The organism is Vibrio sp. Hep-1b-8, from assembly GCF_006124995.1.
Lineage (GTDB): Bacteria > Pseudomonadota > Gammaproteobacteria > Enterobacterales > Vibrionaceae > Vibrio.
In genome coordinates this window covers 1-15,556 of record NZ_QEWN01000127.1, presented here as the reverse complement: position 1 = coordinate 15,556, position 15,556 = coordinate 1, and the positions used below count along the sequence as shown (strand labels likewise).

Annotated in this window: 9 protein-coding genes; 6 read left to right on the top strand and 3 right to left on the bottom strand. The window is 42.8% G+C overall.

Translation table 11 applies throughout. The features are described from left to right. Positions 1 to 174: 174 nt before the first annotated feature. Both DA100_RS16735 and DA100_RS16730 read right to left on the bottom strand, forming a co-directional pair. Positions 175 to 2,028 carry a UvrD-helicase domain-containing protein gene (locus tag DA100_RS16735; protein WP_138973169.1) on the bottom strand — a complete coding sequence of 618 codons (1,854 nt, stop codon included), beginning with the start codon at positions 2,026 to 2,028 and terminating at the stop codon, positions 175 to 177. Continuing rightward, positions 2,018 to 4,258 (bottom strand): AAA family ATPase, encoded by a 2,241-nt coding sequence (locus DA100_RS16730; RefSeq protein WP_138973168.1) that lies wholly within the window; start codon positions 4,256 to 4,258, stop codon positions 2,018 to 2,020. The genes DA100_RS16735 and DA100_RS16730 overlap by 11 nt, the downstream gene beginning before the upstream one ends. 485 nt (positions 4,259 to 4,743) lie before the next feature. On the opposite strand from DA100_RS16730, the gene lnt reads away from it, so the two are divergent. From lnt to DA100_RS16700, 6 genes are all read left to right on the top strand, one after another. Next, a complete protein-coding gene (gene lnt, locus DA100_RS16725) occupies positions 4,744 to 6,279 on the top strand; it encodes an apolipoprotein N-acyltransferase (protein ID WP_138973167.1) in 1,536 nt (511 codons plus the stop codon). After that, positions 6,272 to 6,799: a hypothetical protein gene (locus DA100_RS16720; RefSeq protein ID WP_138973166.1), complete on the top strand. Its 528-nt coding sequence runs from the start codon at positions 6,272 to 6,274 to the stop codon at positions 6,797 to 6,799. Before lnt ends, DA100_RS16720 begins: the two co-directional genes overlap by 8 nt. Further along, positions 6,796 to 13,845 (top strand): RHS repeat-associated core domain-containing protein, encoded by a 7,050-nt coding sequence (locus DA100_RS16715; protein ID WP_138973164.1) that lies wholly within the window; start codon positions 6,796 to 6,798, stop codon positions 13,843 to 13,845. The genes DA100_RS16720 and DA100_RS16715 overlap by 4 nt, the downstream gene beginning before the upstream one ends. Next, positions 13,823 to 14,185: a hypothetical protein gene (locus tag DA100_RS16710; protein ID WP_138973163.1), complete on the top strand. Its 363-nt coding sequence runs from the start codon at positions 13,823 to 13,825 to the stop codon at positions 14,183 to 14,185. Before DA100_RS16715 ends, DA100_RS16710 begins: the two co-directional genes overlap by 23 nt. A gap of 14 nt (positions 14,186 to 14,199) precedes the next feature. Further along, entirely contained in the window at positions 14,200 to 14,403 is a 204-nt protein-coding gene (locus DA100_RS16705; protein WP_138973162.1) for a hypothetical protein, read from the top strand. A gap of 141 nt (positions 14,404 to 14,544) precedes the next feature. Beyond that, a complete protein-coding gene (locus tag DA100_RS16700) occupies positions 14,545 to 15,138 on the top strand; it encodes an outer membrane beta-barrel protein (protein WP_138973160.1) in 594 nt (197 codons plus the stop codon). Positions 15,139 to 15,264: 126 nt separating this feature from the next. Here the strand turns inward: DA100_RS16700 and DA100_RS16695 are convergent. Beyond that, a partial coding sequence (locus DA100_RS16695; protein ID WP_171052152.1) for a transposase occupies positions 15,265 to 15,556 on the bottom strand: 292 nt, incomplete at its 5' end.

Below are 15,556 nucleotides of genomic sequence, written 5' to 3'. Positions count from 1 at the left end.
ATGCCCAGAATCAAATGCCGAAAAGCCAGAAAAACTATAGCCAAGATGATGTGGCTGTTTTTGTCCAAGCAGTCAACCGTTCAGCTAGACCCATATACCCTGAAAAAGATTACTACCTACATGCAGAAGAAATTCACACAACACTTCTAGCTAACAGTGCAGGTGAATAGATACCTATAACACTTCGATTTCAGATTCGCGAAACCAGCCAGACTCTAAGCTCTTCCTCTTTACAGCTTCGGGATCTTTTGTATACGCAACGACAGCCAAACTCTTTTCAGCCCTACTACATATCACGTAGAACAATCTTCTAGTTCTTGATATTACATTGTCGCGCCCTTCAGCCACGTTCTTTAGATCCGTATCGGATAAAGCTTCTGCGCCAAACAGTTTTTCATACTTAAACAAAAAACCGTTTGCTTCATCATCATCCATTATTGCTAGGACACGTTCAAACTCTAGACCTTTAACACCTTGGTGGGTAGCAAAACCTAACTGCTCGTTAACGTATAGGTCATAGCTATTTAAGTGACTGAGTGGTGCCTTTAGCGCAAGATCCCACGCAGATAAAGTATCACTTATTTTAATGTCTGATCCCTTTGAGTCTTTGCCATCATTAACAAAAAGAGCTTGGAGAGTATCTGGAATATGAAGTAAATTGTTCTCATTAACTAGACGCAAGACTGACCAAATAGTTGGATCATTATCAACTATTAATTCGCTAACAAGAGCGACTGCATGATCTGTCTCTTTCAATGTTGCTATTGGCTCTTCACGAAACCTACAATTGTTAAAACTAATGATGTCAGAGTTCTTTTTAATTAGATTCGCTATCAAGAAATCATCGCGAGCCCTGATTGCATGGATGAATGGTAAAAACTGGCTACAGAAAAACCTTAACGAAATGTTAGTCCCATTTAAAAGAGAGTCCCTTAAATGGTCAATTTTAGCTAGTGGGACATAAAATTTATCGAAACCACCTCGACTAGCTGCCATCGCATGTTCCAACGTCAGCACTTTCGATTCACTAGACTCTGACCACAAAGAATCCCCTGTAATAGACGCCATTCTATCTCTAATTTTATCCTCTACTTCAGGCTTATCAGCCCCAGAGGAGTTCACTATGAATAGCCTTACATTTCCTTGAACCGCATCTTCCTTAGGGTCTTGTTGTTTACCATCAGATTCCTTACGAATACTATTTATAAGCGAAACAACCCTTTTCGCAGAGCGATGATTAATTGTCTTAGATGGTTTCTCCCAATCGATAGGAAGGGTAGACTCCAAATCATCTTTTCCCCCTCCATAGATTCTTTGCATTAGGTCACCAAATAGACCTAAAGAGAACTTACAGCTATGGCTAGCTTGAGTTGTCATGAAAGCTTCCATCAGTTCTTTCCTAGTGTCCTGACTCTCATCAATTAGCAATATGGGATATCTAGTGACCAGTATACTCTGTAGCAACACACTCTCATTGAGCAACGCCGCTGTTATTTGCACAACTTCTTCATGGGTAACAGTACCCCTTTCGACTCTGTTGCTTGTTGGTAAATATGAGAACTTCTTAACTAAACTCAGCTCACTTAGTCTTTTAGATTTGGCTTCTCGTTTTCGGATGTTTTGCTGAGCCGTTTTGCCATTAATGTCTCTCGCCTTAGATATCTTAGAAGTCAGCTCAGTAATGTCATTTCTAAGCTTTTTCTCCAGCCAGACTTTGATATCTTCAGTAAAAGGCTGTATCAACTCCCATACAAAACTATGTATAGTCGACACATGAAACAAAGGATCGTACGAGAGCCGATGCTGAATTTCGTCGCAAGCGGCATTAGTATAGGTTATTACTCCCACTCTCTGCCCACACTTGACCATACGTTCCAAGTTTCTCTCTCTAACAGCTTGGAGAACATTTACTAATGATCGTGTTTTACCCGACCCTGCGCCAGCAAACAACAAAAAGCTTTTAGGATTATCAAGGTCAAGGTATTCAATAATCTCGTTATCAACTCCTACCAATGAACTATACCGCATCACTTTCTAGCTCCTCTTCTTTCGAAGTTTGAGCCCTTGGAGCCCAATTAAATTCAATACTTTGAGTATCTAGCTCACTTTCTAGCCAAGCTAAACCCTCACGTATATATTCAGGAACCTGCAATCTTTCTGGATCAACATCGTACAAGAGATCTAATGCCATTTTAGCTTTCTCGCCATCTAGAGCTTGGTACATTGCATAACAACAAGTATCCAAATCCGAATGCTGAGTCGCTTTATACATCTTCTTGATCATGCCTGTAGACTTATCGAGTGTTCGAAACAACTCCAAATTAGTAAGAGCCAAAGCATCTTCAAATGTATAAGGTATTGCTTCAGCCGCACATTGTGACTTTGGCCCGAACTCAATGTTTATCCCATATTGGTATGCAACCCGAACATTCTTCTTGACCTTTTTCTCTGACGGAAGGTCAAGAAGCTCATCGAGTGATAAGCTTTGAAACTCAAACCAGTCCTTTAAAGTATCACTCCCAGACTTTAGAGAAGCATTTCTTTTCGGACGCGCTTTAGATCCCGTACTTGCATGACATGAATCAGTGTCTGTGACAACCAGTGTTGGCAAACCTAACAACTCAATTAATGACCTCAACCTTTGAGCATGAGCTCCTCCTATCTCGACAATAGATATATAGCTCCGACGTAGTTTTTCATGATGATATCGAATAAAATGAGGCAAAAGCATGCGTTCAGCAGCACCCTCAACCAAGATCACTCCATTAGCAAAAAACAAGTCACAATGAGTAGTCTTTAAGTATCTAGAGACAAACTTACTTGTAGTCGAAAGATCTGTGTCGGACTTCTTAGACGAGGGGAATACTTCACTAAGATTAACTACCTCTGCGTGAGGAGTTTCATACTGCATAGAAGCTGACTTTCTTTTGAAATATCTTAGTGTCTCAAACCCAGCCTCGTAAGCTATATAACTTGAATGTGTACTGATAACCATTTGGGTGGTTAGATCATCTTGTACATTTCCATACTCTCTCAACACTTCATAAGCTTTACGTATAAATACTTGCTGAACTTGTGCGTGAAGATGCGCTTCAGGCTCCTCTACCAATACTAAGTGAATTGGTTCAATTGCAATATCATCCTCGTTACGTCTTTTCGCAACTTTTCCTATTCGCAACCAACGGTCACGGAAAGTAATCAGTTGGAAAATGATATGAATTAGGTTTTTGTATCCTAAGCCGTTGTATTGCTCAGGAAGAGAAAACGTATTGTCGCCAAAGTTTTGTTTTCTCACGTCGAAAATCACTGAGGCATCATGCTCTAATGTATCAATCGGATTTAATCTACTCGATAACTTGATATCGGGGTCGGTAAAACCTGGATAACCCAAACCTTTTATCTCACCTAACGTTTTTTCAAAAGCAGAGTCTAAACGCTTATCAAATTCAGTCTGCGCTTTTTCGATTGCCTCTAACGCACTTAAATCTTCGGGCTCAGGCATATCAGACGGATCTAGATGACGCCTATAATACTCATTGAGTTGAGAAGACAATGTACTGGTAGGCTTTGCTGAATCCGAATTGGGATCAGAAAACCCTCTCTGCGCTTCAATTGTATCGACTCTAAACAGCCCTTTAAAAGGGTCAGAATCAAAACAGATCGAGTCTTCCGTTAATGACTGTGCTTCATCGATTTTGGATGGATCAAGTAGGTATGCCTTAATCTCAAATTCAGTATTTAACTTTTCCTTGAGATAGTCTTTAAAATCTCTAGGCCAAAGGGAGAGTTGTTTATCCTTATTTACTTTAACAACAGCGTCTCTTTCACGTACGTAGTTTTCTCGTAGCCTATCTAAATCTTTAGGTTGATACACTAGACGAACACCTAAGGGTTCTCCGTTCCACTTTAGAGTAGGTATAAGATGAGACACTCTTTGAACCTCTGTAACGTCTGCATCAATCCAAACATCTAACGATGGACAGTAAGGCTGCCAATCCGACAACTCTAATCCAGTAACGACCGACGGCTCCTCACTCATCCAAGACTGTGCAAGTCTATTTAAAACCACCCAATTACATAACGTAAAATCGGTTGATGTTATTCTCTTTCCTTTGTCTAAAAAGCAAATCAACGCATCTGTAGCTGATGTTTTTCCGCTGTTATTTGCGCCTACTAAAAGTGTCTGCTTCTCAGCAAAATCAACGCGACAATGCTTCAACTTTCGGAAGTTTTGAATATCTACAAAGCTAATTCTCATGAGTTTCCCACCAGATGAACAATAGGCAATTATTTTAATATCAAATGGGGCGCACATTGTTGATCTAGGCTTAAAAACCAGTAATCGTCTGATTTACAAATCAAGTAAGATAGATACAAGTGCTTCCTCGCTCTAGACGAAATCACATAAAGTATGTCTCCTCGCAACCTAGTCCTGATGTGACCTACTACAATCGATAATGTCATTCCAATGCTGGACGAGCATCAGGGTTACCTAAGCCTCACATTTCTCTCTTGCATACGCTGAAAAATGTCCCAAGCAGTCCTGATTCGATAGATGCATTTAGAACTAACTATAAGCGCAATAAAATCAGGTTATTCAAGTCAGCATTTACTTAAAAATTACATTGTAAGATGCTCGTTCCGCCTCTGTGTTTTGTACAAAAAAAATACGCTAAATTGCCAGTTGCATATGTTACTAATACCACCTAGTTATTGTGGTTATATTATAAAAAAGAATGATGTATGTGGTGGTTAGGGGTAGTCGTAGGCGTTGCTCATGCAATGTCTTATCGCTTTGAATTAATAAGTTTAGGGATAGCACTGATTAGTTTTGCTGCTCTTTTCTTTGTGCATATTCAGCTCAAAACAAAAAGCGCTCGATGTGCTTTATGGATGTTATTTGGATTAGGGTATTACGTTACCTCACTGTTTTGGGTGAACGGTTACCTCGCTGATGAGTACGGTGACGCCAGTTGGATACGTTGGGGACTTTGGCCCTTACTTATCTTCATATTATCACTAAGCTTTCTGATTGTTCCTATTGTTACTCTCGGGCTGTCTCGTCGCAGTGCATTGGTGACGCTTCCCTTTGTCTTAGTGTCTATTGATATCTTACGTGAACTTACCAGCTTTTCGTTTTCATGGTTACATCCCGGTTTCTTATTCCTAGATGTCGGTTTATCCGGCTGGTTAAGTGTTATCGGGGCTTTTGGTGGCAGCTTTTTAGTTTATGTCGTGGCGAGTTTGTTGGTTTATGTGTTTATCAATCGATCGTCACCGGCTCGCCCCTTGAGCCAATTTGTGATGAGTATTTTGGTTATCGTTGCGCTCGATAAAGGCATTCAAGCGGTGAATAACTACTACTTCTCGCCTGACCAAGCGAAGGTTCGAATGATTCACGGGAATTTCAGTGGTACACACAAGCTGTCCAAAAATGAGGTCATTGAACGTGTTCAGCGTTACGCATCTCTTTCCTTGCAAGCGCCAAGAGCCGACATTGTCGTGTGGCCTGAATCTTCGATGTCCATGCCGTATCGAGAAATTGCTCCTTTTGTTCAGGAAAGCCTACAGAAAATTGACGACAAACACGTGGTGGTTATTTGGGGTGGACAAGCGAGAAATGGCCAACATTTACAAAACGTGATTTACCGAAACGATGAGCTTGCCCCTATTTACTATAAGCAGCGTTTGGTGCCTTTTGGTGAGTATCGCCCCACTTGGTTTATTGATTGGATGGAGCGCGTGACGTTATCTAGAGGTGGCGATATGCAAGTCGTCCCCAATACGAGCAACGTCCATAGTATTGGGCCGCTCAAAGCAGTGTTGGCCGTATGCTATGAGGCGCTCTATTCCGATGTGTTCGCCTCTAAATTACAGTCCGGTAACGTCGCGATTTTACTGAGTGATGTGGAATGGACACAAACCCCTTGGGTCAAACAGTTTCTACTCAAATTGACGCAGGTCAGAGCGGCTGAAATTGGAAAGTCGATTATTTATCCGACCAATCAGGGCTTTACTTCGCTTGTCGCACCTAATGGCGATGTGCTTTCTCAAGTTACTCATCAAAGAACGCAGGTATTGGATGTCGTTGTGCCACTCCAAACACGCCAAACTCTTTACACGCAGTACGGACACCAATGGCTATTGTGGCTATCAGTCGGTGTCTTGCTGTTACTGCATGCACTTAATCAGCTTGGGCTAACAAATGTTCGCTCTACCCATAATAAGCGCCTCTTTAGCGCAGCGAAAAATACCGAAACAAGGATACGTCATGGTTAAATGTTGGTTCACGACAGGGGCTGGTTTTGCTCTTGTTGTCGGCATTGGTATCGTTGCCCTTAACTACGATAAATCGGTACATACTCAGAGAATAGGCACGCCTGTCGCAAGCTCTTCTTCTCCAGATATGGGGAGTGCGTCAGATTCATCAACCATAGCACTCACTGAGTCGAGCCATGACTTTGAGTCTCAAAGCGAGCGCATTGAAGCTCAGATGCTGGCAGAGCTGGACACGTTTAACCAAGATATTGCTGATGCTAAACGTCAGTTAGATGAAGAGACGGTGATAGCTCAATCTGAAGAAGAGTCCCCTGAATTGGTATTGGCTAAAGCGAGTATGATTTTGTCAGAGCTTGAGCAAGAGGGCATTGTATTCACCTACGACCCTGTATTACTGACTCCTGATACGCCGTCAACTCAAGTTCAAGCAATTGAAAAGCAAGTGATTGAGGTCGAAGACGATCTTATCGATATTGAACAACGATTTAACAATTTGGGTAACAACAAGGAGTCGTTATGATGAGAATTAAATCGAGCTTATGTATCGTTGCACTCTCTTGTTTCTCCCTCCCTTCTCTTTCCTCTTCTGTGGGGGAACTCAGTGGTAGTGCATTTGTTTCTCAAGGAAAATCAGGTTATCAAGTTGATTTGCAGTTACCGAGTGGCGTCAATGAGCTTGTCCCTTCTTTGTCTGTCAGTTATCAACAGGGCTCAGGGAATGGGCCACTAGGCTTAGGAGTGAGTTTGGATGGCTTATCTAGCATCACTCGCTGTAGCCGAAATGAACAAGATGATGATGTCAACAGTGGGCTCCGTTTTGATGATACCGATGTCTACTGTTTGGATGGCAAAAGGCTTTTCCTAGTCTCGGGGCAGTTAGGTAAAAATGGCAGTGAATACCGCACTAAGGGAGGTTGGCAAACTAAGGTAGTTGCAAACGGCAGCCTGACTTCGGGGCCTGATAGTTGGACGATTTATTCCGCAGATGGTTATGTGACCCGATACGGTTCAAGAGAAGACGCACAACTTACGGTTGATGGTCATGGGCTCGAATGGTTTATTTCTCAGCAATCTGACCGATTTAATAATGGTATCGACTATCGGTACCGAACTCACCAAGGTCAACATTATCTTGATAAAATCCAATACGCAGATGTAAGCCTTAACTTTAATTACGTCAATCGCCCTGATGTCCTCTCTTCCTATCGGTTTGGTCAGAAACAAACATTGGCACAAAAGCTCGATAATATTCAAATTAACCGCAGTGGTCATGCGCTTCGCCGCATTGAATTCACCTATGGTGAAGTGAACTCTCAAGGCATTGAACTGACACGTTTAAATAGCTTGCGAGTGTGTGGCTCGGATGAGGAATGTATGCCTGCTCATACCTTTGAGTGGGAAAGTAACCCTTATGCCGGTAGTGAGCCGGAGCAAAAAACGCTCTACCGCCTGGGTGAGTTTAAAGGCTTTGTTGCTGGCGACATCAATCGAGATGGTTTGAGTGATATTTGTTATTTAAAAGACGGCCTCTACTGTGGCTTGAATGAAGGTAATGGCCGTTATGGCAGTGCGGTGAAATGGAGCAGTGATTTCCAAGGTAGTGCATGGGAAGAAGCAGAAAACTACGCATCCATCAGCCTAATGGATATCGACGATGATAGTTTTCAGGATGTCTGTGCATTCAATGAAACGGGCTTTTTCTGCGCATTAAACCGCAATGGACGCTCGTTTGATTCTGGGCATTACTGGAGCCGAAATTATACGATTGATAAAGCGGTACGCCTATTGGATGCCAACAATGATGGATTGGTGGATGTTTGCCGCGTTGAATCGAACCGTGTGGTGTGTGCGAACAATACCGGAAGTGGCCTATCATCAGACTATGTGCTGATTAATCATGGTTATCCTTTAGAAAAAAGCTATGAATCTATGAAATTTCTTTTTCTAGATTTCACGCCAGAGCCTGTAAAAATGCCACAAAGCCAATTCATCGATATAAATAAAGATGGGTTTGCAGACCTTTGCGGGGTAAGGCTTGATGGTCACTTTTACTGCTCATTAGGCAAGAAGTCGGAAGGGAACCTGTCATTTGAAGCACCAGATCGCTGGGCTAATCAGTTGCCGATAGGTGGTCAATTGCCCTCAGATCCACAGCCTAATCTCGATCCATACTTTCAAGATGTGGCTAAGGTCGAACAACTTCAACGCACCATGAACTTGGTGGATATCAGTGGTGATGGTTTATCAGAACTGTGTTATCGAAGTGGGAATAACTATGTCTGTCATCAAAATACAGGCAAAGGTTTTGAAACTGCCACAACGCGTTTGGTTCTTGGACGCGACCACTTTGAAGTCTCTAACGATAGAGAAAATAATGTTGCCCAAGTTGAAGGCTCTATCATGCTATCTGATAGAAACAGCGATGGGCTAGCCGATTTCTGTTACATCGCTGGAGAGCGAGTGTATTGTGCCTACGGTAATGGCGATCGTTTTAATCAATCAACACTTCTCGCTACGATAAACGCAGACCTTGAACTTCTTGATGATGACATTACATATTCAGATAACTATGTAAAAAAAATCTTTGGTATTAAGACGACCATTTACTATTTGTATTCCAATAACATTTACGGCCCGTTTAAAAAAGGCGTGGATGCGAATGGCGATGGTCTACTTGGCGATTGTTACCGCTCTATCGATGGATTAACGTGTTTGTCTTATGAGTTTGAGCCATTAGCACTACTTAAATCTGTGACATCTGGCTTAGGGATAAAAAGTGAGTTCGAGTATGGCATGACAGGCGATGCTTCGGTGTTTCAAAATGCAGCCCCACCGCAAGGACTCATTGGCTTAACGCCAAACTTCAAAGTAGTGAAAGCCCTCAAGCAAGACAATGCTATTGGTGGCACTAATCGAACTGAATACCTCTATAAAGGTTATCACGCACATAAGGACAAGGGACTACTTGGATTTGGTGAAATCCAGACTCATGATGTTGAACGCAAAACGAAGTCGATTAGTACGACTGCGTACCACGGAGACTGGGTGCCTTATATCGCTAAAACCGAAACTAATATTAACAATCGCAAAGTAGCAGAAAGTCATTTTGTTTATCAAGATGTTAATGCACCTGTATCAGGTCAAACATGGCCTCAATTGGTCGAAACCAACCAGAAGGCGTGGGATTTATCCTCGAACCTGTTAACCGATACGACGACTCAATACCGTGGCTATGATGTGCTTAACTTCCCAGATACGATTACCAAAGTCATTGAAGATGGTGACGGAGGGCAATTCATTGAAACCACGACAACACGCTACCAACACGACACTCAGCGCTGGCTGATTGGTAAACCAACTAATATCAATGTCACTAAATCGAACCGTCACGACTCCCAAGTAAGGCGTACCTCTTTCTCTTATGATGCTGATACTGGCGCATTAGTTGAACAAACTTTAGAGCCCGGACATGCATTGGCATTAACGACTCGATTTGGTTATAGCCCTAAAGGGTTTAGAACCTCAGAGCAAACCACGGGAAGTGGTGAAACCAGACAATCGGCAACGGCTTACGATGTCTATGGACGAGTGACCAGACACACAAACGCACTCGGTCATACTGTGAGCACCACCTATGACAACCAATGTGGTCTGCCGCAGAGCATTACCGATGCGAATGGTTTGGTCACACGCTTTGAGTATGATGATTATTGTCGCGAAGTGAAGAAAACACTTCCTGACGGCAATTGGGTTGCGCAGGTGTATGAGTGGAGCGATGGTGCTGATGCAGGGTTAGACCAGCATGGATTAACCCTCGGTGACCGCAGTGTCTTTATGGTCACGACACAAACCTCGCAAGGCGGGCTGTCAACGACGTATTTCGATGGATTAGGCCGAGAAGTTCGCACGACACAACTCAATGGTGATGGTAAAACGGTTATTGTCGATATCGCTTATGATGCCAAGGGGCAAAAAGTGGGCGAAACCATGCCTTACTTTGAGGGCGACTTCGCTGGCGATGCGACTTTCTGGTTGCAAACCGCTTATGATGATTTAGGTCGCCCAATTAGGCAAACCCAGCCTACAGAAGATGTTGGTGACCTAGTATCCACAACGTACTATCAAGGCTTAACCGCGACAATAACTGGTCCTGGTCAGTTTGAAAAAGTCGAGCAAACCAATGGCCTAGGTCAGACGGTTCAAATTACTGAAAATGGGCAATCGACGGTTCGCTATACCTATGACGCAGTAGGGAACCTAACAAAAACCGATACCAATGGTTTGGTGACGGAGCTGACTTATAACCAGCTAGGTTATAAAACTCAAATGAACGACCCTGCAATGGGCGTGTGGACGTACGGACATAACGCTTGGGGCGAGCTTGTTTGGCAACAAGATGCTAAGGGGCAACACACCACCTTTACTTATGATGCACTTGGCCGAAAAACGGGTGAAACTCGTCCTGATGGAGTGAATCAGTGGCAATATGACCAAGTCTTGAAAGGTGGCCTTGATGTCGCAAGTAGTGATAACAGCAATCGCAGCTACACATACGATGCCCTCGGTCGAACAGAGTCTATGACCTTAACAATTGATGGCTCCAGTTACACCACTCAGTATGAGTACAATGAGCAAGGCCGACTAAGTCGAGTGATTTTCCCATCGGGTATGAATCTGGATAAAGATTATGATGTCAATGGCCTACTCAAACGAATGAGTATTCCCTACTCAGACATTTGGGATAGCCAATATTTGCAAATTGAAACTGCGCTGATGGAAACCTCAGAGCGCATCATGGAACTTGAGGCACAGGCCTACGAGCTAGAGCAAAGCGCCCAATTTTACATTGAAGAATCTGAACGTCTTCGCCAAGCCGCAGAGCAGTTATTTGCACAAAGTGCTAGCTATCAAAACACGGCGAATCAGCTAAGCGCCAGTGCACAGTCTTTGTTTAGAAGTGCAAGTATTAATATTCAGAGAGCAAATAGGTATCGTGCCAAAGCTAATTACTATTGGTCAGCGTATAGTGGGACAATATTCAATCATTACAAGACTCAAAACGGTTATGCGTATTATAAATATGATCGCTGTCTGAAGAAAGACTGGAAAGGAAACTGTAAAACCCGAAAAGTGTATACAGAGAGGGTACCTCTGTGGATGGTTCAGAATAATTTTTGTTGGCCTTCTAGTGGCAAGTTAAAAGCAGGTTGTTTTGTAGGGCCTTCTTCATCGGTTAACTTAACGCAAGTCTATAAACGTTGGGCTGACCATTATTATGCCATTGCGAATCGCCAGCGTGCGCAAGCAAATCAGAAACAAAGCCAAGCGAATCATTACCAAGCGTTATCTGATAACGCAGAAGCTAGGGCGGATGAGCTGATTACGCAAGCTCAGAGCTATGCGTCTCTTGCAAGAACGCAAACCGACCTTTTATCTGACTTAACGGATGAGCTGGATGATTTAGTGGTGGCTGAGGCAGAGCTTCAAGAAATCATGGATCAGCGTCTTGAGGATGAAACGGCTGAAATTGTTTGGGTGGCGACCAGCCGTGATAACTTCGGTCGAATCGGTGGTGAACTGTTTGGTAATGGTCTACTAACTCGACGTGATATTGACCGCTCTCGTGGTACGGTCCAACGCATCACTACAGGCATGGGCGATACCTATCTGCGTGATATCAATTATACCTATGACGAGCGCAGTAATGTGTTAAGTAAAGTGAGTGCGATACGCAATCAATCTGAATACTACCAGTATGATGACTTTGACCGTCTAACGCAGTGGAACTTCAGCGATAACAAGAGTGTCTCCTCTATTGAGCGCGACTATCGTTACGATGTCTATGGCAACTTGACGTATAAAACCGATCAAGGTGACTTTGAAGTCAATCCAAATGGTCAGTTAACGAACGGATATACCTATGATGCCAACGGCAACATGCTGGCAGGTCGTGGCCGTACACTTGCTTGGAACTCGTTTAACAAAGCTAGACATATCAACGACAATGGCAATATCGTGCAATATCAGTATGGCAGTGAACGTGAACGTGTGAAACAAACCGCGAATGGCGTGACGACATACTACATTAGTCCTGAATATCAGCTTGAATTATCAACGGATAACAGTGGTAAGACCGTGACAATAATGCGTCACCGCTTCCTTGCCGATAACCAAGCGGTTGCAGAGCATGTCAAAACGTTAATTGGCAGCGAAAAACAAATTGACCGCACAGCTTATTTCCATCGTGATGCTCTCGGTACGGCTGACCTCATTACAGACCCGAACGGGCAAGTGCAGATTGAGCGTGGCTATACGCCATTTGGTGAGCTACTCGCCTCTGCTGAGTTGCAAGCAACCCCAATGTTTACCAACGCAGAAATGCGCGGCTTTACTGGGCATGAAAATGTTGGCAATAGCAGTGGTCTTATTAATATGAACGCGCGTTTGTATGACCCTGTGATTGGTCGTTTCTTAAGTGCCGATACGTTCGTGCCAGAGCCGAGCTTTAGCCAAAGTTACAACCGCTATGCTTACGTCTATAACAACCCGTTGAAATATACTGACCCAACAGGGCACTGGGTGTGGTGGGCTGCTGCGATGGCGTTCTTTGTGGTGAGTCAAACCTTTGAAAACCCAGCAATCCAAATGGCTGGCATGGTGGTCGGTGCAATTGCGATTGGTTATGCCGCTTCAGGGTTATATGCTGGATTGCAACCCATAGCACAAGCAGCTGCGAGTGGTGCGACCGCTTCATTCTCAACAACCTATATCACTACTGGGGATTTTGACGATTCTCTTCAGGCGGGAATAATAGGCGGTTTGTCTGCGGGAATCACTTATGGGGTAGCGCATGGAGCGACGGGTGGAACGAGTCCGTTTGGAGCGGCTTTACCCCTCGCTCATGGTGTGGTTCAAGGTGGTTTCCATGAATTGCAAGGTGGTAGCTTCAAGCAAGGCTTTATCAGCGGTGTCATTGGTAAGCTTGGTGGGGGAATTGTTCATAACAATGTTCAAACGCAAACTCTTCAAGCTGGAGGTATGATTATTGTGTCAGGTATAGCGGCCGCAGCAAGTGGTGCCAATAGCCGAGATGCGGTGATGCGTTCTGCTGTTAGTGTGATTACTGTTTACTTGTACAATGACTTACGTGGTATGAATGGTATCGCGAAAATGAGTGAAGCAAATACAATCATAAAAGAAGTTAATGATGCTGCTACAAAAGACAGTGTAGAGTTCTTTAAAAAAGAAGGCCCGGCTCTAGCAGTTGACTCTTTAACTGTTACAGTGGGAAGCATTGATTGTATTGCTGGCACTAAAATTGGGTGTGCACCAGCACTATGGGCGGCTGCTAGTATTGACGCTAGATGGAACCAACAACCACATATTGTTGAGCAGGGGTTAACTCAAATGAATGTTCCTTATGCTTCTGAGTTAACAAACTTAATCGGTTTGGGGTTGTCCGTGCAGGGTACAATAAACTTTATGCAAGGTTATACAACATTAGATAACACCATTGATGCGGTGGGAACTGGGGTAATTCTTTATGAGAGCAGCCATAAGCCTTAGAGGTTTGGCAATATATGTTATGTTCGCAGCAACTTGGTTTTTTTTTACAACATATAAAACAAACGGAACTGAATTAACTGTAGATACTAAGCTGGTTTTTTTAGGAGAAGACAGCGAACGATTCGGTGGGGTGTCTTTATATTATCAAACGGTAAAGGGAATCAAGTTAAGAGTTAGAGTGAATAGAGAAAGCTATTTGGCATTAATGAGCTCAGATATCACAGATAAACGTTTGTGCAGCGTTGTTTATTTTAAGAACGAAAGCTTTGTTTTTAATGAATATCAGAGTGTGAAGTCGATTCAATGTGATGGGCGCAATCTCTACCCTCTTTCTGAGTAATAATAGATTATGTTATGAAATTATACTATGTGTCAGTTTTAATGCTAGTTACAGGTTGTGGTGGTGGTAGCTCTGCCACCTCAAATCCAGACTCAAATGTATCTCGTTACAGTAGTGATTATGCTGCATCTGATTTACACGTGTTCTTCACACTATCAGCAACAAGCACCTCCAATGCTGAGGTTTATGGGTATGTGCAAGATACCTCGTTCAACTAAGTTGCAATTAATGGAAATAACAGCATGAAGTTCTTGATATTAATATAATCGTGAGTAATGGAGACGCTGAATAAATAAATCAATAACTACTTCCGGTTTGAAAAAATAGACTTTCCATATATTAAATAGGATGTAACTTTTATGAAAATATTATTATTACCTTTAATTATTTTTTCCTCAACGCTATTAGCACAAGAGGTGGCAAGTGATGATAAAACCAATAAAGAATATACTTACTTAGGGGCAACATACAACGGTACAACTGATCTGGATGTTCTTTCAAATACGTTAGAGTTAGGGCCGGGGTTTTCTCTGAGTTTTGGGCATGTATGGACAGTCAGTGAGAAGTTTAATGTAAGCTTCGAAGGAGAGTATTTTGACATGGGAGATATAGAACGTTATTCATCTTACAGAGGAAATTATGCAAGATCTGAGGTTAGTGTTTCTTCTTTGTCAGTAAATATTAGACCAATTTACAAACCAATGAATAACGGTTTTTACATCGCCGCAGTCGCTGGTATTGGCCAATATAAAATAGATGCTAGTGTTGATAGTAACATCCTTCCTTCAGGAAGTGGTGACTCTACAGATTTAGGGCACAGCTTAGGAGTTGAGTTAGGGTATGAATTTGAGAGGTTCGTCTTAAACTTAGGGTATCGCATGATGTATACGGCACCTGATGATATTGCAGTGAACCTTTCAACGGTTAGCTTTGGTGGACGATATAAATTCTAAACCATATAGTTCAGTAACATATCTTTAACTTGAACGATACTCAAGCTCAAGCAATTAACCTAAATGCTTGAGCTATAACTTTTAAGCCGTAAAACTGTGTGTAAGCTAAATAACGACTATACCCAATCAACTTGAAAATGCAGGCTTGAGTACCTGAAAATTATCATTGATTCGAGACGTCAGTGAACCTGCGATCTCTGGAAGAGTCACAGTAAAAAATTGATCGATGGCTTCCTTGAAGTCTCGTTTATTTTTGAAGTAAACGTTATTCCTCGACTGCTCGTTCATTACCTTCCAAAGCCGCTCAATTGGGTTGAGGTTTGGACTGTAAGGTGGAAGATAATGTAGTTCGATATTTAGGACAAACGCTGCATCTTTGACTAAGTCACTGCGGTGATATCCCGCACCATCTAAGATG

Excerpts from the sequence above, each read along its gene's own strand:
- DA100_RS16735 (WP_138973169.1), bottom strand. The coding sequence starts at position 2,028 with ATGCGGTATAGTTCATTGGTAGGAGTTGATAACGAGATTATTGAATAC.
- DA100_RS16730 (WP_138973168.1), bottom strand. The coding sequence starts at position 4,258 with ATGAGAATTAGCTTTGTAGATATTCAAAACTTCCGAAAGTTGAAGCAT.
- lnt (WP_138973167.1), top strand. The coding sequence starts at position 4,744 with ATGTGGTGGTTAGGGGTAGTCGTAGGCGTTGCTCATGCAATGTCTTAT.
- DA100_RS16720 (WP_138973166.1), top strand. The coding sequence starts at position 6,272 with ATGGTTAAATGTTGGTTCACGACAGGGGCTGGTTTTGCTCTTGTTGTC.
- DA100_RS16715 (WP_138973164.1), top strand. The coding sequence starts at position 6,796 with ATGATGAGAATTAAATCGAGCTTATGTATCGTTGCACTCTCTTGTTTC.
- DA100_RS16710 (WP_138973163.1), top strand. The coding sequence starts at position 13,823 with ATGAGAGCAGCCATAAGCCTTAGAGGTTTGGCAATATATGTTATGTTC.
- DA100_RS16705 (WP_138973162.1), top strand. The coding sequence starts at position 14,200 with ATGAAATTATACTATGTGTCAGTTTTAATGCTAGTTACAGGTTGTGGT.
- DA100_RS16700 (WP_138973160.1), top strand. The coding sequence starts at position 14,545 with ATGAAAATATTATTATTACCTTTAATTATTTTTTCCTCAACGCTATTA.